The sequence below is a fragment of the Streptomyces sp. NPDC104814 genome (assembly GCF_055583185.1).
In genome coordinates this window covers 832594-851823 of record NZ_JBVJOL010000002.1, presented here as the reverse complement: position 1 = coordinate 851823, position 19230 = coordinate 832594, and the positions used below count along the sequence as shown (strand labels likewise).

The window sequence follows — 19230 nt, the reverse complement described above, 5'->3', positions numbered from 1 at the left end:
GGCCTGCCGTCAATTTCTCGGCGTCCGCCCGGAGGGCGGGCCCGGCGGTGCCTGGTGCGTGCGATCGCAAGGCGCCGGAGCGCCCTCGTGGCGGAGCCACGTGGGCGGTTCGGCAACGCGGCTGGGGGTCCCCCCTGGTCGAAGATCTTGGGGGCGTGCGTGCCAGGCGCCGCCGGGCAGGCGGGAAATTGACGGCAGGCCCTAGAGGCCTGGAGCACATTGACCAGACAGGAGGACCGACGGCGTGCGCCTGCCCCTCCTGGCACTCCTGGCCCGTGGTCCGGCCCATGGCTACGAGCTGAAGCAGGACCTTGAGCAACTGCTGGGCTCCGCGTACCCTCAGCCGAACATCGGCCAGATCTATGTGACCCTCGGCCGCCTCGAGAAGCAAGGGCTGATCGAGGGCGAGGAGGTCGAGCAGTCCAGTCGGCCGAACAAGAAGATCTACCACCTCACCGACGCCGGCCGGGAGGCGCTGAGCACCTGGTTCGAGGACACCGAGGACGAGCCGCGGGTGCGGGACGAGTTCTTCATGAAGCTCGCGCTCGCCCCGCAGACCGGTCTCGCCGACCAGATCGCCCTCATCAACCGCCAGCGGCGCCAGTACCTGAACACCATGCGGAGCCTGTCGAAGCTGGCGGCGTCGGAGAGCCGGGAGAACCGCATCGCCCATCTGCTGATCGAGGGCGCGATGCTGCATCTGCAGGCCGACCTGGACTGGCTGGAGCGGTGCCAGGAAGAGCTGGAGGAGCTGGAGTGAGCGAGGACACGCGGACTTCGGCTCCCGTGCTGCGCGCCGAGGGGCTGGTGAAGACCCACCACGGCGAGGGCGCCCCCGCGCAAGCCGTGCGCGGCGTCGACCTGAGCGTCGCGGCCGGTGAGTTCGTGGCCGTCACGGGCCCGTCCGGCGCCGGCAAGTCGACGCTGCTGCACCTGCTGGGCGGGCTGCAGCGGCCGGACCGGGGCAGCGTCTGGCTGGGTGAGGCCCGCACGGACACCTGGAGCGAGGCCCGCTGGGCGGTGGAGCGGCGCAAACGCATCGGCATCGTCTTCCAGTTCTTCAATCTGGTCTCCAACCTGTCGGTCGCCGACAACGTCGAGCTGCCCGCGCTGCTCGCCGGGGTGGCGCCGAAGCGGGCCCGCGCCGAGCGGGAGGAGCTGCTGGCCGAGCTGGGTCTCGCCGGCAAGGAGCGCAGCATGCCGGGTGAGCTGTCCGGCGGTGAGCAGCAGCGCGTGGCCCTCGCCCGGGCCCTGGTCAACCACCCGCCGCTGCTGCTGGCCGACGAGCCCGCCGGCAGTCTGGACAGCAAGGGCACCCGTGAGGTGATGCGGCTGCTGTCCCGCTTCCACCAGCGCGGCCAGACGATCGTGCTGGTCACCCATGACGCCCGGCTGGCGAGCGCCGCGGACCGCGTCATCAGCTTCTTCGACGGCCGGATCGTGGACGACGCGACGCTGGACGCCGCTCCGCCGGCCCGCGGCCGCGGCACCTCGGGCGTACTGGAGCTGACGGAATGAGCCCGGTGAACGGACTGGTCACGGACGCCGGCGGAGCGAGGACGGGAGCGGGGCTCGCCATGGTGGCCACTCGCGGGCGAGCCGTGCTGCGGCCCGCCGGTGTGAGGGGCTGAGGGCGGTGCGAGCGACTCTGCGCTGGGCGCACTCCGATCTGCGCGCGCACCGCGGCGAGGCCCTGTTCATCGTGCTGGCCACCGCCGGGATCGTCGCGTCGCTGCTGCTGGCCACCGCCCTGTTCGGTTACGCCACCAACCCCTGGCAGCGGGTCTTCACCCAGTCCCGCGGCGCCCACGTGTGGCTGCACACCACGGCCACGGCCGACACCCACCGGCTCGCCGCACTCGACGGCGTCGCCTCCGTCGCCGGCCCCTACGCCACCGAGTCGGTCACCGTCGCCGCCCGCGGTACCCGCGCCGCGGTCGAACTGCGGGCCACGGACGGCCGCCCGGCGGTCGGCCGCCCGCTGATCACCTCCGGACAGTGGCTGCGGCCGGCCGACCCCGACGGCGTGGTGCTGGAGAGCCGGCTCGCGCACGCGTTGCTGGCCGAGCCCGGAGACACGCTGACCGTGCCCGGCACCCGCCGCACGCTTACCGTCGTCGGCATCGCCGACAGCGCCGAGCCCGGCTACCGTCCCGGGGAGCGGCCCGGCCTGGTCTGGGCCCCACCGGCCGCGCTGCACGCCCCGTACGGCCGGGTCGTCGGGCTGCGCCTGACCGACCCGGGCGACACGGACTACGCCGTGCAGCGGGCCGTGACCGCGCTCGGCGCCGGCACCGTCGGCGAGGTCGCCACCTGGCAGCAGGCCCGTGCCGAGGCCCAGGGCGACACCCGGCTGCTGGGCCAGGTGCTCGGTCTCTTCGGCCTGGGCGCGCTGCTCGCCGCCGGGCTGGCGGTGCACGGCGCGCTGGCCACCCGTATCCGCGGCCATCTGCGGGACATCTCGGTGCTGAAGGCGATCGGCTTCACGCCCGCCCAGGTGGTACGGATCTTCCTGCTCCAGCACGTGGCCTACGCCCTGCTCGGCGCGGTGGCCGCGGCCGTGCTGGTGCAGGGCCTCGGCAGCGGTGTGCCGGGCCGGCTGGGCGACGCGGTCGGCGTGTGGCAGGGCCTGCCCGGCCACACCGCGGCGCTGGCCGGGGTGCCGGTCGCGGCAGTGCTGTTCATCGCCGCCGTCACGGGTCTCGCGGCCTGGCGGGCGGGCAGGGTGCCGCCGGTGCCGGTGCCGCGCCCGGCGGCCCCGGCGGCCGGCCGGCTCTCGGGCCCGGTCCGCCGGGCGCTGGGGCTCGGCGTGCCGCCCGGTCTGGTGCTCGGCTGGCACCGCGCCTTCACCCGGGGCCCGCGCGGCGCGGCGACGATCGCCCGTCTGACGCTTCCGTTGCTGCTGATCGTGGTGGCGCTGGGCGCCTGGACGACCATCGACCGTTTCCACAGCGCTCCCGATCGGATGGGCCTGCCGGCGGCGCTGACCGTCCGCACGGACGCCGGTACGACCGACGCCGCCACGCGGGCCCAGTTCGCCCGCACCCCGCAGATCGCCGCGGCCTACCCGGGGGTGGAGGTGGCGGCGCTGGTCCCCGGCCAGACGGCGACGATCGCGCTGCGCGGTCTTGGCACCCATGCCTCGCCCTACCCCTACCCCCTCGCCGAGGGCCGCGCCGCGCGGGGCCCGGACGAGGCGGTGGCCGGTCAGGGCCTGCTGGACCTGCTGGACGTCCGCGTCGGCGACTGGGTCCGGATGACGGTCGGCGAGCAGCCGCAGATCCTGCACATCGTGGGCCGCAGCATCGAACCGGAGAACGCCGGCCGGGTCATCTCCACGTCCCTGGACACCCTCCGCGAGAACGACCCCGGCCTGCGCCCGAGCCTGTACCAGCTCCGGCTGCGCGAGGGCGCCGACCCCGGCGTGGTCGCCGCCTCGCTGACGGCGGCGGCCCACGGCCACCTGGACGTGCACCGGGTGACGAACCCGGCCGACGGCCTGTCGCCGCTGCGCGGTGTGGTCGCGGGCCTGATCGCCGTGCTGGCCCTCATCGGGGTCGTGGAACTGCTCACGGCGATCGGGGCCACCGTCCGCGAGAGCGAGCGGGACCTGCTCGCGCTGAAGGCGATCGGTCTCTCCCCGCGGCAGATCACGGCGATCACCGTCACGGCGACGGCGCTCACCACGCTCACCGCGGTGGTGGCGGCGCTGGCCCTCGGCGTCCCGCTGTCCCACTGGCTGGTCGACACCCAGGGCACGACGAGCGGTATCGGCGCGGGCATCGCCCAGACACCCTCGGCGACGGTCCTGCTTCTGCTGACGGTGACCGCGACGGCGGGCGCGATCGCGCTGGCCGCCCTCCCGGCGGCACGGGCGGCACGCCGGCGCCTCGCGGACACGCTCAGCGCCGTGGCGTAGGGCTTACGGCCTTCGCGGCGGGAGCCTCAGCGCCCGCGCAGCGCGCGGTACGTGGACACCAGCGCTTTGGTCGACGCGTCCAGCCCCGCCACGTCCGCCCCCTGCGTCAGCGCCGGCTCGATCCGCTGGGCGAGGACCTTGCCCAGCTCCACGCCCCACTGGTCGAAGGAGTCGATGTTCCAGATCGCCCCCTGCACGAACACCTTGTGCTCGTACAGTGCGACCAGTTGCCCCAGCACCGACGGCGTCAGCTCGCGGGCGAGGATGGTGGTCGTCGGGTGGTTGCCCCTGAACGTCTTGTGGGCGACCAGTTCCTCCGGCACGCCCTCCGCGCGCACCTCCTCGGGCGTCTTGCCGAAGGCCAGCGCCTGCGTCTGCGCGAAGAAGTTGGCCATCAGCAGATCGTGCTGCGCCTCGAGACGGTCGCTCAGTTCCGCCACCGGCTCGGCGAACCCGATGAAGTCCGCCGGGATCAGCTTGGTGCCCTGGTGGATCAACTGGTAGTACGCGTGCTGTCCGTTGGTGCCGGGCGTCCCCCACACCACCGGCCCCGTCTGCCACTGCACCGGCTGCCCGTCGCGCTGCACCGACTTGCCGTTGGACTCCATGTCCAGCTGCTGCAGATACGCCGTGAACCTGGCGAGGTAGTGCGAGTACGGCAGCACGGCGTGCGACTCGGCGCCGTGGAAGTTGCCGTACCAGATGCCCAGCAGGCCCAGCAGCAGCGGCGCGTTGGCCTCGGGCGGCGCCGTGCGGAAGTGTTCGTCGACGATCCGGAAGCCGTCGAGCATCTCCCGGAAGCGGTCGGGGCCGATGGCGATCATCAGCGACAGGCCGATCGCGGAGTCGTAGGAGTACCGTCCGCCGACCCAGTCCCAGAACTCGAACATGTTGGCCGTGTCGATGCCGAACGCGGCGACCTTCCCGGCGTTCGTGGAGAGGGCGACGAAGTGCCGGGCGACCGCCTTCTCGTCGCCGAGGGCGTCGAGCAGCCAGGCCCGCGCCGACGTGGCGTTGGTGATCGTCTCGATGGTCGTGAACGTCTTGGAGGCGATGACGAACAGCGTCTCGGCCGGGTCCAGGCCGTGCAGCGCCTCGTGCAGGTCGGCGCCGTCGACGTTGGAGACGAAACGGAACGTCAACTCACGGGCGGTGTAGGCGCGCAGGGCCTCGTACGCCATCGCCGGGCCCAGGTCCGAGCCGCCGATGCCGATGTTGACGACATTACGGATGCGCTTGCCGGTGTGGCCGGTCCACGCCCCGGAGCGGACCCGCTCGGCGAAGTCGCCCATCCTGTCGAGCACGGCGTGCACCCGCGGGACGACGTTCTCCCCGTCGACCTCGACGACCGCGTCCCGCGGGGCGCGCAGCGCGGTGTGCAGGACCGCCCGGTCCTCGGTGACGTTGATCTTCTCGCCGCGGAACATGGCGTCCCGCAGGCCGGACACGTCCGCCGCGGCGGCCAGCTCGCGCAGCAGACGCAGGGTCTCGTCGGTGACCAGGTGCTTGGAGTAGTCGATGTGGAGGTCACCGACGCGCAGCGTGTACCCGGTGCCGCGTCCGGGGTCGGCGGCGAACAGATCTCTCAGATGCGTCTCGGCCAGCTCTTCGCGGTGCTTGGTGAGCGCCTCCCATGCGGGAGTCCGGTGGAGCCTCGTGCGGGCGTCCGTGTTCATGTCCGACGTCAGCCTTCTTTCGTGCCTTTCCCAGCGGTCCCAACCTAATCGATCATCGGGAGGCGCCGGGGCGGCACACACGTCCGGCCGGGCGCCCCGAGGTGCCCGGCCGGTCGTCAAGTGCTAGATCTCGCCCCGCAGTTTGGCGAGCGCCTCGGCGAGGATCGCCTCGCCGTCCGCGTCGCTGCGCCGCTCGCGCACATACGCGAGGTGCGTCTTGTACGGCTCGGTGCGCGGCGGGGCCGGGGGGTTGTCCCGGTCCTGCCCGGCCGGGAAGCCGCAGCGCGGGCAGTCCCACGTGTCGGGCACCTGCGCGTCGCTGGCGAAGCTCGGCTGCGTCTCGTGCCCGTTGGAGCACCAGAAGGAGATGCGCAGCCGGGGCGCGGACTCGCCGCGCTCGGCCTCGCCCATCGGCCCAGCCCCGACCCGGCTTCCTCGGATCGCGTTGCCACTTGCCACGGTCGTAACTCCCTGCGTGATGGTGCCGCGAAGCTAGTCGGCGTTTCGCTTCGCCGCGAGCGCCTCAGTCTACGTAAGGCCCAACGCGCGTCCAGTGAGGGGAGTTACAGCCCCCCGGCACGCAGACGCAAGCCCCATGATAGGCCGCGCTCCGCGGCGCGTACCGACCATGGGGCTTTACGTAGGGGAATGTGCCTGATGTGCGTGATGTGTGCCGTCAGCCGTTCGACTTCATGACGATGCCGAGGACGATGATGCACGCGAGCCACAGCAGACCGACGACCACGGTGATGCGGTCGAGGTTGCGCTCGGCGACCGAGGAGCCGCCGACGGAGGACTGCACGCCGCCGCCGAACATGTCGGAGAGGCCGCCGCCCTTGCCCTTGTGCATCAGCACCAGCAGCATCAGCAACAGGCTGAAGACGATCAGGGCGATCGAGAACCCCAGAACCACGGCTGGACCAACTTCCTCGGAATCGGATGGACGACGGGGGCCGGCGGACATCCCCCGGCCCCCGCAAGGGTACGACGAAACGCCGTCACCGCATACTCACAGCTCGCCTCACTGATCGCGGAAGCGCACGATCTTGACGAACTCGTCGGCGTCCAGCGAGGCGCCGCCGACCAGGGCGCCGTCGATGTCGGCCTGGGCCATGATCTCGGCGACGTTGCCGGCCTTGACGGAGCCGCCGTACTGGATGCGGACCTTGTCGGCCAGCTCCTGCGAGTACAGCTCGGCGAGCTTGGCGCGGATCGCGGCGCAGACCTCCTGCGCGTCCTCGGCGCCGCAGACCTTGCCGGTGCCGATGGCCCACACGGGCTCGTAGGCGATCACGACGGTCTCGGCCTGCTCGGCCGGGACGTCCTTCAGGCCGCCCTCGACCTGGGTGAGGGTGTGGGTGACGTGGTTGCCCGCCTCGCGGACGTCCAGCTCCTCGCCGACGCACAGGATCGGGGTCAGGCCGTGCTTGAAGGCGGCCTTGACCTTGGTGTTCACGATCTCGTCGGTCTCGGCGTGGTACTGGCGGCGCTCGGAGTGGCCGACGGCCACGTACGCGCACTTCAGCTTGGCCAGCATCGGTCCGGAGATCTCGCCGGTGTAGGCACCGGAGTCGTGGGCCGAGATGTCCTGGGCGCCGTACTTGATCTTCAGCTTGTCGCCGTCGACCAGGGTCTGCACGGAGCGCAGGTCGGTGAAGGGCGGCAGGACGGCGACCTCGACGGCCTCGTAGTCCTTGTCGGCCAGGGCGAAGGCGAGCTTCTGGACGTGGGCGATGGCCTCGAGGTGGTTGAGGTTCATCTTCCAGTTGCCCGCCATCAGCGGCGTGCGAGTGGTCATACGGGGTCAGTCCTCCAGTGCGGCGAGGCCGGGGAGCGTCTTGCCCTCGAGGTATTCGAGGGAGGCGCCGCCGCCGGTCGAGATGTGACCGAACGCGTTCTCGTCGAAGCCGAGGGTGCGCACGGCGGCGGCGGAGTCACCGCCACCGACGACGGTGAAGCCCTTGGACTCGACGAGGGCCTGGGCGACGGCCCGGGTGCCTCCGGCGTAGTCGGGGTGCTCGAAGACGCCCATGGGACCGTTCCAGAAGACGGTCGCGGCGTCGGCGAGCTTCGAGGCGTACAGCTCCCGGGTCTTCGGACCGATGTCCAGGCCCTCCTGGTCGGCCGGGATGGCGTCGGCGTCGACGGTGGTGTACGTCGCCGGGGCCTTGGTCTTCAGGTCGGGGAACTCCGGGGAGACCAGCACGTCGACCGGCAGGACCAGTTCGACGCCGCTCTTCTCGGCGCGCTCCATGTACTCCTTGACGACCGGGACCTGGTCCTCCTGGAGCAGGGAGATGCCGACCTCGTAGCCCTTGGCCTTGAGGAAGGTGTACGCCATGCCGCCGCCGATGAGGAGGCGGTCGGCCTTGCCGAGGAGCTGGTCGATCACGGCGAGCTTGTCGGAGACCTTGGCGCCGCCGAGGGCGACGACGTAGGGCCGCTGGACGTCCTCGGTGAGCTTCTTCAGGACGCCGACCTCGGTGGCGATGAGGTACCCGGCGTAGTGCGGGAGCTGCTTCGGCAGGTCGAAGACGGAGGCGTGCTTGCGGTGCACGGCGCCGAAGCCGTCGCCGACGTAGGCGTCGGCCAGCGCGGCGAGCTGCCCGGCGAAGGCGGCGCGCTCGGCGTCGTCCTTGGCGGTTTCACCGGCGTTGAAGCGCAGGTTCTCGATGACGGCGACCTGGCCGTCGGCGAGGCCCGCGACGGTGGACTTGGCGGAGTCGCCGACGGTGTCCGTCGCGAAGGCGACGTCGCTGCCGAGGAGCTCGCCGAGGCGCGCGGCGGCCGGGGCGAGGGAGAAGGCGGGGTCCGGCGCGCCCTTGGGGCGGCCGAGGTGGGAGGCGACGACCACCTTGGCGCCCGCGTCGGCGAGGGCCTTGACGGTGGGCAGCACGGCGCGGATGCGGCCGTCGTCGGTGATGGTGCCGTCGGCGAGCGGCACGTTGAGGTCGGCGCGGACGAAGACCCGCTTGCCGCTCACGCCGTCGGCGAGAAGTTCGTCGATCGTCTTCATTGCTGGGGACTCTCCTGAGGAGGGCTCGTGGTGCTCCGTGATCGTAAAGGGGACCGGTCCTGTACGTGCGTCAGGGCCCGGCCGGTACGCGACGGTGCGCACCGACCGAGCCCTGCTACCGCATCGAGATGCTTGCTTCAGAAAACGATCAGAGCTGGTTGCCGACGAAGACCGTGAGGTCGACGAGGCGGTTGGAGTAGCCCCACTCGTTGTCGTACCAGCCGAGGATCTTCACCGAGTTGCCGTCCTGGACCATGGTCAGGGACGAGTCGAAGGTGCAGGAGGCCGGGTCGCCGACGATGTCCGAGGAGACGATCTCGTCCTCGGTGTAGGCCAGGAAGCCCTTGAGCGCGCCGTCCTCGGAGGCCTTCTTGAACGCGGCGTTGACTTCGTCCTTGGTGACCTCGCGCTGAAGCGTCACCACGAGGTCGGTGGCGGAGCCGGTGGGAACCGGCACGCGCATCGCGATGCCGTCCAGCTTGCCCTTGAGCTGCGGCAGGACCAGCGCGGTGGCCTTGGCGGCGCCCGTGGTGGTCGGGATGATGTTCTCGGCGGCGGCACGGGCGCGGCGCAGGTCCTTGTGCGGGAAGTCAAGGATGCGCTGGTCGTTCGTGTACGCGTGCACCGTCGTCATCAGGCCCTTGACGATGCCGAAGTTCTCGTCGAGGACCTTGGCCATCGGCGCCACACAGTTGGTGGTGCAGGAGGCGTTGGAGATGACGTGGTGGTTCGCCGGCTCGTACTTGTCCTGGTTGACGCCCATCACGATGGTGATGTCCTCGCCCTTGGCCGGAGCCGAGATGAGGACCTTCTTGGCGCCGCCGGCGATGTGCTTCTCGGCGTCTTCCTTCTTCGTGAAGATGCCGGTCGACTCGATGACGATGTCGACACCCAGCTCGCCCCACGGGATGTCGGCGGGGTTGCGCTCGGACAGGACCTTGATGGTCTTGCCGTCGACGGTGATGGTGTCCTCGGTGTGCGTGACCTCCTGCTTGAGGCGGCCGAGGATGGTGTCGTACTTCAGCAGGTGTGCGGTGGTCGCGGTGTCACCCAGGTCATTGACAGCCACGATCTCGATGTCGGCGCCCTGCTCAAGCAGCGCGCGGAAGTAGTTCCGACCGATGCGGCCAAACCCGTTGATGCCTACGCGGATCGTCACGAACCGATCTCCTCGCTGGGTACGCCGGCCATGCGGAGCCGGCGAGCTCTGTTTGGGATGTCCCCGACCACCCCCGACCCTACCTCTCCGAGACCCCCGGAGTGACATCGAGATGTCACATACGCGGGCAGGCGGTCCGTACCCGCCGGTAGGGGTACGGACCACGTGGATCGGCGATGGATTCGCCCGGGTTTACTGCGGAATGCCTACCCTTATTGACGCCGTTGTCACTCGTTCGTGAGCGGGTCGGCTCACCTGATGCGGCCCCTTTTCGTGCACCCCTGAGACGGGCTGCGCTCACCTGTGGAACAACAAAGGCCGCATCTGTCAACGTTGCCTGCGTCACCCGGTCGAAACGTCACCGCCGCAGCGCGGCGAACGCCCGTGCGAGGAGTGCCGCGCGGTCGGCCGCGGACGTCAGGTGCTCCAGTCCGAAGCCGAGCAGCACCGTGTCCTTCGTGGTGACCGCGCCGTAGGTGCGGAACAGCGCTCCGCTGCGCGCCCAGTCCTTCAGGACGGCCGGGCTGCCCGCCGGCGGGCCGGCGGCCTTCCAGGCACCGAGCGACGTCTCGAACCCCTCGGTCTCCCGCACGCTCCCCCCGGTGACGAGCTGGACGTCGTCGGCGAGCACGCCGTGCCCGCCGGTGCCGGGGTCGGTGACATAGCTGAGCGAGACCTCGACGCTGCGGCCCGCGTACGCGCCGAGATCGAAGCTCACCTGCTGCCAGCCACTGGAGGCGCCGGTGAGGCTGTTCCAGGCCCCGGTGGTACCGGTCGCGGTGCAGCCGCCGGCCGTGAGGGTCAGATAGTGCTTCAGCCACGGGTGCTCACCGACGTAGAACCCGCCCCCGCACTCCTCCGGCACCTTGGTGCTGGTCGCGCCGCCCGCCTCGGGCAGCGTCGTCCAGTCGTCGGCGCCGACGCCGTGCGCCTCGAAGAGCGCGTGGTCGTAGCCCGGCTCGGTGTCCCACAGCAGCCGCATCCGCAGCGTGGGCCGGTCGGCGGCGGTCACACCGGTGAGGTCGATGGTGCGGGTGAGCCGCTTGTAGGCGTCGTCGGTGTGCACGGCGGCCGCCATCGACGCGCCTGAGTACGGCCCGTACGGGTTGACGGTCCCGGCAAACTGGCCGGCGCCCGCACTCGCGAACTGCGGGTAGGAGGCGACGGGCAGTTCCTCGGAGGTCACGCCGTACGTCCCCGCCTTGTCCAGCGGGTTGCCCGGCGCCCCGGCCAGCGGCCCGGTGAAGCCGTTCAGCGCGCCGGAGCCGGTGAATCCGGTGGCGCCGGGGGTCGAGGTGCGCGAGTAGGCGCCCAGGTAGTACTGGCTGAAGTCGTCCGACAGGGTGCCGCCGCCGAGGTCGACGCTGCCGCCGGCCCGCTCCCCCGCCTCGATGAGCTTGCCGCCCTCGTTGAGGTAGGCGCGCAGCTGGAGCTGGGTGGCGTTGCCGGGGACGGCGGCTCCCGTGTAGTGCACGACGGTGCGGAAGTGCTTCAGCACGCCCAGCGCGTCGGGCGCGCCCTGGCCGGCCACGTCCCACACGACGGCCCGGTGCCCGGTCGCCCTGAGCGCGTCGACATAGGTCTGCGTCTGCGTGGCCGGGGCGCCCTCCTCCGCGACGACGAGGGTGTCGGCGCGGGGCCGCTCGGCGACGGTGTAGGTGAAGTGCGCGCTCGACGTGCGCCTGCCGCTCCTCGTCTCGCCGGTGAACCACACCTCGACCTTCTGGCCCGGGTCGCCGTCCTCGATCGTGGCCCGGTACTCGTCGAAGTACAGGTGGTCGGCGCCGCCGTAGCGCTCGCCGCCCTTCCACGGCCGCAGCGCCATGTCGTGCACCCGTCCGCCGTCGACGCGGTACTTCAGCTCCTTGTCCCGCACGGACTTGCGTACGACGACGGAGACCTGCTGGCCCGCGCCGCGAGACCAGGACGTGGTGAACGGGGCCGGGGTGAAGTCGGCGGCGCTCAGGCCGACCGACGAGGCCGGGCGGTCGGGGTGGGCGGCCGTCTCGGCGACGGACAGGGCGAAGGGGACGTTCTTGGCGAACTCCTGCTGGATCAGCTTCTCGTCGTCCGGGAAGGTGAAGACCGAACGGCAGTCCGCCGCGTTCCAGGCGTCGTTCGGGTCGGCGTCCGACGCGGTCTGGCAGGTCGACATCTCCGGGGTGAACATCGCCGTGCCGTTGACGTTGCCCGCGTGGCCGTCCGCCTCGCCGTTGGTGGTGTACAGCTCCGAGGAGACCTGCGGGTGGTAGCCGGGGATCGCGGAGTGCTCCGGTGTGCCGGCGAGCGCCTTGTACAGGACGTCGTCGGGGGTCGGGGTGGCGACCTGCCAGCCGACGCCGTAGAGCAGCAGCTCGGCGGCGGAATGGTAGTTGATCGCGTACCGGAAGCCGACGCGCTTCTCGAAGGCGTCCAGGGCCCGGGTCTCGGGCTCGGAGGCCGGGGCGGCGCCGCGGTAGGTCTCGCTCGTGGGGTTGGGCGACGAGCCCTCGTCGTCGTAGCCCCACTTGTAGGGGAAGTTGCGGTTGAGGTCGACGCCGTCGCCGGTGGAGATGACGCCGTCGCCGTTGACGTCCCGCAGGTTCTTGCGCCACAGACGCGTGCTCGCGTCCTTGAAGGTGTAGTCGTAGCCGTCGGGGTTGGCGGAGATCACGAACCACAGCTCGGTGGAGTCGACGATCTTCCTGATGCGCCGGTCGGTGGCGTAGTGGTCCAGGTAGTGGTGCAGCAGCCGGCGCGTCATCTCCGGGGTGATCCACTCGCGCGCGTGCTGGTTGGACATGTACAGCACGGCCGGCCTGGAGCCGTCCCTGGTGCGCTTCGCGTCCTTGGTGAGCTTGACCGCGAGGATGTCCTGGCCGCCCACCGTCTTGCCGATGGAGACGACCTTGGTCAGGCCGGGGTGCTGCTGCCCGGTCCGGACGATCTCCTCCTTGAGCCCCCCGGGTCCGCTGTACGGCCGGAAGACGCCCTGGGCGGCGCTCTTCAGGCGCTTGTCCGAGCGGGCGGACAGGGTGTGCTCGGTGAGCACGACGCCCTGCCTGCGCAGCTTTCGGGCCTGCTCGTCGGTGAGGTACACCTCGACGGCGGTCCTGCCGTGCCGCGGGGCGCGCTCGCCGAGTTCGTGGGCGTCCTGTCCGGCGGCCAGCAGCAGGGGTACCTGCTCCTCGGTGACGTCGGCGCGGAAGACCTTGATCTCGTCCGCGTCGTGGGCGGCCGACGGTTGTGCCTGGGCGATGGGTGCGAGGCTCGCTCCGCCGAGCAGGAGCGCGCCGACAGCGAGGATCGATCTCGCTCTGGGTCTCATGAACCCCCCTGACAGAAGTTCGCCACAGTGGCGAATGGTTGCCAGGCTCATGTCACTGCATGATCGAGTCAAGAGCGCCACAAAGACACGCAAACGCCGGTGGCCCGAACCTGAACGGCCCAAGCCACCGGCGTTCGTGAGGGGGTGTCAGCCGACCAGGTTGTCGGCCAGCTCGTCGCTGAGGTTGGCCTCCGTGCCCGGGATGCCGAGGTCGGAGGCGCGCTTGTCGGCCATCGCGAGCAGCCGGCGGATACGGCCCGCCACGGCGTCCTTGGTCAGCGGCGGGTCGGCGAGCGCGCCCAGCTCCTCCAGGGACGCCTGCTTGTGCTCCATCCGCAGCCGGCCGGCGGCCGCGAGGTGCTCGGGCACGTCGTCGGCGAGGATCTCCAGCGCGCGCTGCACCCGGGCGCCCGCGGCGACCGCGGCTCGGGCGGAGCGGCGCAGGTTGGCGTCGTCGAAGTTGGCCAGCCGGTTCGCCGTGGCCCGCACCTCGCGGCGCATCCGGCGCTCCTCCCAGGCCAGCACCGACTCGTGCGCGCCGAGCCGGGTCAGCAGGGCGCCGATCGCGTCGCCGTCGCGGACCACGACCCGGTCCACACCGCGCACCTCACGGGCCTTCGCGGCGATGGAGAGCCGGCGGGCGGCTCCGACCAGGGCGAGCGCGGCCTCGGGACCGGGGCAGGTCACCTCCAGGGAGGAGGAGCGGCCGGGCTCGGTGAGCGAGCCGTGCGCGAGGAAGGCACCCCGCCAGGCCGCCTCCGCATCGCAGGTGGCCCCCGAGACCACCTGCGGGGGCAGGCCGCGGATCGGCCGGCCGCGGCCGTCCACCAGTCCCGTCTGGCGGGCCAGCTGGTCACCGCCCGCGACCACCCGCACCACGTAACGCGAGCCGCGGCGCAGCCCGCCCGGGGCCATCACGATCAGCTCCGAACTGTGGCCGAAGATCTCCAGGATGTCCCGCTTGAGCCGGCGGGCCGCCATCGCGGTGTCCAGCTCGGCCTCGATCACAATGCGCCCGCTCACCAGGTGGAGGCCGCCGGCGAACCGCAGAATGGCGGAGACCTCCGCCTTCCTGCAGCAGGTCCGGGTGACGGGAAGCCGGGAGATCTCGTCCTTCACCGCTGCCGTCATCGCCATGGGCCGATCCTTCCATGCATCCGAAAAATACGGTCGTACGCGGCGGCCAGCAGCTCGGGGTCGTGCCGGGGAGTTCCGTCCGTCCGCGCCACCGGCGCCAGCTCGACCGCGGCGCCGAGCCGCTTGGCGGCCTCGGTGAGCGAGTCGCGGTCGGGCACGGCGGCCTCGTCGGCCAGCACCACGTCGAGGGCGAGTTTAGGGGCGTGTCGCCCCAAAACCTCCAAATGACGCTGCGGTGAGAAGCCTTCGGTTTCGCCGGGTTGCGGCGCGAGGTTCAGCGAGAGCACCCGGCGTGCCTTGGTCTGGGTGAGCGCGTCCAGCAGATCGGGCACCAGCAGATGCGGGATCACCGACGAGAACCAGGAGCCGGGACCGAGCACCACCCAGTCCGCGTCCAGCACCGCCTCGACGGCCTCGGGCACGGCCGGCGGGTCGTGCGGCACCAGGTGCACCGACTGCACCTCGCCGGGGGTGAGCGCCACGGTGGCCTGCCCGCGCACGGTGTCCACGTCCTCGGGGCGCTCCGGGTCGTGCCCCTTGACCAGCGCCTGCAGCTCCAGCGGCACGGCCGACATGGGCAGCACGCGCCCGTGCGCGCCGAGCAGCTTGCCGACCAGGTCGAGCGCCTTGACGTGGTCGCCGAGCTGCTCCCACAGGGCCACGATCAGCAGATTGCCGACCGCGTGCTCGTGCAGCTCGCCCTGGGACTGGAAGCGGTGCTGGATGACCCGCGCCCAGGTCTGCCCCCACTCGTCGTCGCCGCACAGCGCGGCCAGCGCCTTGCGCAGGTCACCAGGCGGCAGCACACCCAGCTCGTCGCGCAGACGCCCGCTGGAACCGCCGTCGTCGGCGACGGTGACGACGGCCGTGAGGTCGCCGGTGATCCGGCGCAGTGCGGCGAGCGAGGCGGACAGGCCCATGCCGCCGCCGAGGGCGACCACCTTGGGCTGGGCGCCCCGGCGGCGCGGCCGTGCGCCGCGGACCTCGACGGGCCGGCTCGCACGCCCTTCCGGCACGACCCGGCGCAGCCGGCTCAGCCGGGGAGTACGTCGTGTCATTCCCGTCCCATGTCCCGGTGGACGACCACCGTCTCCACACCCTCGGCGGCGAGCCGCGCGGCGAGCTTCTCCGACATGGCGACCGAGCGGTGCTTGCCGCCCGTACAGCCGACCGCGATGGTCACATAGCGCTTGCCCTCGCGCCGGTAGCCGGCGGCGACCATCTGGAGCAGCTCGGTGTAGCGGTCCAGGAACTCCTTGGCCCCGGGCTGGTTGAAGACGTAGGCGGCGACCTCCTCGTTGAGCCCGGTGAACGGGCGCAGCTCCGGCACCCAGTGCGGGTTGGGCAGGAACCGCATGTCCACGACCAGGTCGGCGTCCACCGGGAGGCCGTACTTGAAGCCGAACGACATCACGGTGGCCCGCAGCTCGGGCTCCTCCTCGCCCGCGAACTGGGCGTCCATCTTGGCGCGCAGCTCGTGCACGTTGAGGCTGGAGGTGTCGATCACCAGGTCGGCGTCGCCCCGCAGCTCCCGCAGCAGCTCGCGCTCGGCGGCGATGCCGTCGACGATCCGGCCGTCGCCCTGCAGCGGGTGCGGGCGGCGCACGGACTCGAAGCGGCGCACCAGCGCCTCGTCGGAGGACTCCAGGAAGACGATCCGCCGGGTGACGCCCTTGCTGTCGAGGTCGGCGAGGGACTCGCGCAGATTGTCGAAGAAGCGCCGGCCGCGTACGTCGACGACGACGGCGATCCTCGCGACATTGCCCTGCGAGCGCGCGCCGAGCTCCACCATCGTGGGGATCAGGGCGGGCGGGAGGTTGTCCACGACGAACCAGCCGAGGTCCTCCAGACACTTGGCCGCGGTCGAGCGGCCCGCTCCGGACATGCCGGAGATGATCACCAGCTCGGGGATGGCCGCGTCGGGGACCCCGGGCGTCTCGCCATTCGTGCCCGTACTCACGTGTGCTCCGTCTCCGCCTCGGCCCTGTTGCCCGTCGTGCTTGTTCACGGTCATGTCTCCTGCCCCCGTCGTTCGTCCGGGGCGCCCGTCGTCACGGGTTCCCCGTCGGAACCCATCGTGCCGGGTTCCTCTTCAATGATCTCTCCGGTCGCCGTGTTGACGGCGGGTGCGGCCGGGGACGCCTGGGCGAGGGCCACGGCGACCGTCTCGGCCGTCTTGCGGCCTATGCCGGGGACCTCGCAGATCTGGTCGATGGTGGCGGCGCGCAGCTTCTTCAGCGAACCGAAGTGCTTCAGCAGGGCCTGCTTGCGCGTCTCGCCGAGGCCGGACACGTCGTCCAGGGGGCTGGCCCGGAACCGCTTGGCCCGTTTGGTGCGCTGGTAGGTGATCGCGAAGCGGTGCGCCTCGTCGCGGACGCGCTGCAGCAGATAGAGCCCCTCGCTGGTGCGGGGCAGGACCACCGGGTCGTCGTCGTCCGGCAGCCAGACCTCCTCCAGGCGCTTGGCGAGACCGCACACGGCGACGTCGTCGATGCCCAGCTCGTCGAGGGCCCTCTTGGCGGCCGCGACCTGCGGCTGCCCGCCGTCGACGACGACGAGCTGGGGCGGGTAGGCGAACTTCCGGGGCCGGCCCTCCTCGTCCTTGAAGCCGTTCGCCTCGCCCGGGCTCTCGGGCAGGCCGTCCGCGCTGCCGGGCAGGCCGTCGACGCTCCCGGTCAGGCCGTCCGCGCCGTCGGCGGCGCCGGTGCCGTCCTCGTCGGCCCACTCGCCGGTGCGCTCCTTCTCGGCGAGGTAGCGCCGGAAGCGGCGGGTGATCACCTCGTGCATGGAGCGGACGTCGTCCTGCCCCTCGAAGCCCTTGATCTGGAAGCGGCGGTACTCCCCCTTGCGGGCGAGTCCGTCCTCGAAGACGACCATGGAGGCCACGACGTCCTGTCCCTGCAGGTGGGAGATGTCGTAGCACTCGATCCGCAGCGGGGCGCTGTCCAGCTGGAGGGCGTCGGCGATCTCCTCCAGCGCGCGCGAGCGCGTGGTGAGGTCGGAGGCGCGCTTGGTCTTGTGCAGCACGAGCGCCTGCTGGGCGTTGCGCTGCACCGTCTCCATCAGTGCCTTCTTGTCGCCGCGCTGCGGGATGCGCAGCGACACGTTCGACCCACGGCGGCCGGTCAGCCACTCCTGCACCGGCTCCAGCGGGTCGGGCAGCGCCGGGACGAGGACCTCCCGGGGCACGGCGTCCCCGCTCTCCTCGCCGTAGAGCTGCTGCAGGGCGTGCTCGACGAGGGCGCCGGTGGTGATCTCCTCCACCTTGTCGGTGACCCAGCCGCGCTGGCCGCGCACGCGTCCGCCGCGCACGTGGAAGATCTGCACGGCCGCCTCCAGCTCGTCCTCGGCGACGGCGATGAGGTCGGCGTCGGTCGCGTCGGCGAGCACGACCGCGTTCTTCTCCATGGCCTTCTTCAGGGCCCCTATGTCGTCCCGCAGCCGGGCGGCACGCTCGTACTCCATCTCCTCGGCCGCCTCCATCATCTGCTTCTCCAGACGACGCAGGTAGGTGCCCGTGCGGCCGGCCATGAAGTCGCAGAACTCCTCGGCCAGCTCCTGGTGGTCCTCGGGGGTGATCCGGCCGACGCAGGGGGCGGAGCACTTGCCGATGTAGCCGAGCAGGCAGGGGCGGCCGGTGCGGGAGGCGTTCTTGAAGACGCCGGCCGAGCAGGTGCGCACCGGGAAGACGCGCAGCAGCAGGTCGACGGTGTCGCGGATGGCCCACGCGTGGGCGTACGGCCCGAAGTAGCGCACGCCCTTCTTCTTGTGACCGCGCATCACCTGGACCCGCGGGAACTGCTCGTTCATCGTCACCGCGAGGTAGGGGTAGCTCTTGTCGTCGCGGTACTTGACGTTGAAGCGCGGGTCGTACTCCTTGATCCAGGAGTACTCCAGCTGCAGCGCCTCGACCTCCGTGGACACCACCGTCCACTCCACGGACGCGGCCGTGGTCACCATCGAGCGGGTGCGGGGGTGCAGGTTCGTCAGGTCCTGGAAGTAGTTCGCCAGGCGCTGGCGCAGGCTTTTCGCCTTTCCGACGTAGATCACCCGGCGGTGCTCGTCGCGGAACCGGTACACCCCCGGGGAGTCCGGGATCTCACCCGGCCTGGGGCGGTAGCTGGAGGGGTCGGCCATGTCTCACACCCTACTGGCGCGCACCGACAGCGCGGCGCGGCTGTGGACAACGCCGGGGGGTGTCCGGAGGCGTCGGGCTGGGAGGTGTGCGGGCCGCCGCGCGTGCGGGCTCAGGCGGGTCTCCGGGCGGTGCCCGGAGCGGTCTCGGGCCAGGGCCTCAGGCCGGTCTCGGGCCAGGGCCTCAGGCCGGTCTCGGGCCAGGGCCTCAGGCCGGTCTCGGGCCAGGGCCCCGGGCCGGTCTCGGGCCGGGGCCTCAGGCGGGACCGGCGGGGCTCAGGCCGGCCTCAGGCCGAGGGATTCGCCACGATCCGGCCGTTCTTGACCTGGACCGTCAGTTCCGTGAGCGGCTCGGTGGCCGGGGCGTGCAGCACCTTGCCGGTGGTGGCGTCGAACTGGCTGCCGTGGCAGGTGCAGGTCAGCCTGGTGCCTTCCAGCTTGGCGATCGGGCACCCCGCGTGCGTGCAGACCGTGCTGAACGCCTTGAGCGTGCCGGTGTTGTCCCGGCTGACCACCACGTTGTGCTTGCGGTCCAGCTTCGCGCCGCCCTTGGGGACCTCGCTCTCGGGGCCGACGTCCACCGGCCCGTCGGACTCGGACTGCCCGGAGCAGGCCGCGAGGCCCAGCCCGGCGGCGGGGACGGCGGCGGCGCCCTTCAGCAGGGTGCGGCGGCTGGGGACCGGGCTGCCGGACATGAGGTTCTCCACGAGGTCGGACGGTGGTGCGAGCGGCACGATACCGCCCCTGATCGGGCCGCGAATCGTCGGCTCCCCGGCCGGTGGACCTGCGCGACGCGGTGCACAGGAGGACGTAAACGTTTGCGCAAGCGTTTACGGCCGGCCTGTGGATCGGATAGCTTCCGTGCCAGGCCCGCATCCAGAG

General features: G+C 71.5%; 15 protein-coding genes. 3 read left to right on the top strand and 12 right to left on the bottom strand.

Going from position 1 to position 19230, the window contains the following annotated elements; all coding sequences use genetic code 11:
• Positions 1-244: 244 nt before the first annotated feature.
• The 3 genes from ACZ64A_RS12355 (at position 245) to ACZ64A_RS12345 (ending at position 3919) form a co-directional block, all read left to right on the top strand.
• Complete coding sequence (locus ACZ64A_RS12355; RefSeq protein ID WP_103784200.1) at positions 245-760, top strand: PadR family transcriptional regulator; 516 nt, start codon at positions 245-247, stop codon at positions 758-760.
• Entirely contained in the window at positions 757-1518 is a 762-nt protein-coding gene (locus ACZ64A_RS12350; protein ID WP_469809966.1) for an ABC transporter ATP-binding protein, read from the top strand. The genes ACZ64A_RS12355 and ACZ64A_RS12350 overlap by 4 nt, the downstream gene beginning before the upstream one ends.
• Before the next feature lie 118 nt (positions 1519-1636).
• A complete protein-coding gene (locus ACZ64A_RS12345; RefSeq protein WP_469809964.1) occupies positions 1637-3919 on the top strand; it encodes an FtsX-like permease family protein in 2283 nt (760 codons plus the stop codon).
• A gap of 26 nt (positions 3920-3945) precedes the next feature.
• Here the strand turns inward: ACZ64A_RS12345 and pgi are convergent, their stop codons facing one another.
• The 12 genes from pgi to ACZ64A_RS12285 form a co-directional block, all read right to left on the bottom strand.
• Positions 3946-5595, bottom strand: a complete 1650-nt coding sequence (gene pgi / locus ACZ64A_RS12340) for a glucose-6-phosphate isomerase (protein WP_469809963.1) — start codon at positions 5593-5595, stop codon at positions 3946-3948.
• Positions 5596-5718: 123 nt separating this feature from the next.
• The gene (locus ACZ64A_RS12335) at positions 5719-6054 is read right to left on the bottom strand and encodes an RNA polymerase-binding protein RbpA (RefSeq protein WP_010352468.1); all 336 of its coding nucleotides are present in this window, start codon (positions 6052-6054) and stop codon (positions 5719-5721) included.
• Positions 6055-6271: 217 nt separating this feature from the next.
• Positions 6272-6508, bottom strand: a complete 237-nt coding sequence (gene secG / locus ACZ64A_RS12330) for a preprotein translocase subunit SecG (protein ID WP_469809962.1) — start codon at positions 6506-6508, stop codon at positions 6272-6274.
• Positions 6509-6616: 108 nt separating this feature from the next.
• A complete protein-coding gene (gene tpiA / locus ACZ64A_RS12325; protein WP_469809961.1) occupies positions 6617-7393 on the bottom strand; it encodes a triose-phosphate isomerase in 777 nt (258 codons plus the stop codon).
• 6 nt (positions 7394-7399) lie between these two features.
• Positions 7400-8611: a phosphoglycerate kinase gene (locus tag ACZ64A_RS12320; protein ID WP_469809960.1), complete on the bottom strand. Its 1212-nt coding sequence runs from the start codon at positions 8609-8611 to the stop codon at positions 7400-7402.
• A 148-nt stretch (positions 8612-8759) separates the two neighbouring features.
• Positions 8760-9770, bottom strand: a complete 1011-nt coding sequence (gap, locus tag ACZ64A_RS12315; protein ID WP_469809959.1) for a type I glyceraldehyde-3-phosphate dehydrogenase — start codon at positions 9768-9770, stop codon at positions 8760-8762.
• Positions 9771-10128: 358 nt separating this feature from the next.
• A complete protein-coding gene (locus ACZ64A_RS12310; protein ID WP_469809957.1) occupies positions 10129-13077 on the bottom strand; it encodes a M14 family metallopeptidase in 2949 nt (982 codons plus the stop codon).
• Positions 13078-13224: 147 nt separating this feature from the next.
• Entirely contained in the window at positions 13225-14214 is a 990-nt protein-coding gene (whiA, locus tag ACZ64A_RS12305; RefSeq protein ID WP_031143855.1) for a DNA-binding protein WhiA, read from the bottom strand.
• A complete protein-coding gene (locus tag ACZ64A_RS12300; RefSeq protein WP_469809956.1) occupies positions 14205-15272 on the bottom strand; it encodes a gluconeogenesis factor YvcK family protein in 1068 nt (355 codons plus the stop codon). Before ACZ64A_RS12300 ends, whiA begins: the two co-directional genes overlap by 10 nt.
• Positions 15269-16228, bottom strand: coding sequence for an RNase adapter RapZ (gene rapZ / locus ACZ64A_RS12295; protein WP_469809955.1), 960 nt, complete (start codon positions 16226-16228; stop codon positions 15269-15271). Before rapZ ends, ACZ64A_RS12300 begins: the two co-directional genes overlap by 4 nt.
• Complete coding sequence (gene uvrC / locus ACZ64A_RS12290; protein ID WP_469809954.1) at positions 16225-18351, bottom strand: excinuclease ABC subunit UvrC; 2127 nt, start codon at positions 18349-18351, stop codon at positions 16225-16227. Before uvrC ends, rapZ begins: the two co-directional genes overlap by 4 nt.
• 284 nt (positions 18352-18635) lie before the next feature.
• Positions 18636-19043 carry a Rieske (2Fe-2S) protein gene (locus ACZ64A_RS12285; RefSeq protein WP_469810184.1) on the bottom strand — a complete coding sequence of 136 codons (408 nt, stop codon included), beginning with the start codon at positions 19041-19043 and terminating at the stop codon, positions 18636-18638.
• Positions 19044-19230 lie beyond the last annotated feature (187 nt).

Bases quoted from the DNA above. Each gene is read 5' to 3' on its own strand.
- whiA (WP_031143855.1), bottom strand. From the start codon at position 14,214: ATGGCGATGACGGCAGCGGTGAAGGACGAGATCTCCCGGCTTCCCGTC.
- ACZ64A_RS12310 (WP_469809957.1), bottom strand. From the start codon at position 13,077: ATGAGACCCAGAGCGAGATCGATCCTCGCTGTCGGCGCGCTCCTGCTC.
- uvrC (WP_469809954.1), bottom strand. From the start codon at position 18,351: ATGGCCGACCCCTCCAGCTACCGCCCCAGGCCGGGTGAGATCCCGGAC.
- ACZ64A_RS12285 (WP_469810184.1), bottom strand. From the start codon at position 19,043: ATGTCCGGCAGCCCGGTCCCCAGCCGCCGCACCCTGCTGAAGGGCGCC.
- rapZ (WP_469809955.1), bottom strand. From the start codon at position 16,228: ATGACCGTGAACAAGCACGACGGGCAACAGGGCCGAGGCGGAGACGGA.
- ACZ64A_RS12300 (WP_469809956.1), bottom strand. From the start codon at position 15,272: ATGACACGACGTACTCCCCGGCTGAGCCGGCTGCGCCGGGTCGTGCCG.
- tpiA (WP_469809961.1), bottom strand. From the start codon at position 7,393: ATGACCACTCGCACGCCGCTGATGGCGGGCAACTGGAAGATGAACCTC.
- pgi (WP_469809963.1), bottom strand. From the start codon at position 5,595: ATGAACACGGACGCCCGCACGAGGCTCCACCGGACTCCCGCATGGGAG.
- ACZ64A_RS12320 (WP_469809960.1), bottom strand. From the start codon at position 8,611: ATGAAGACGATCGACGAACTTCTCGCCGACGGCGTGAGCGGCAAGCGG.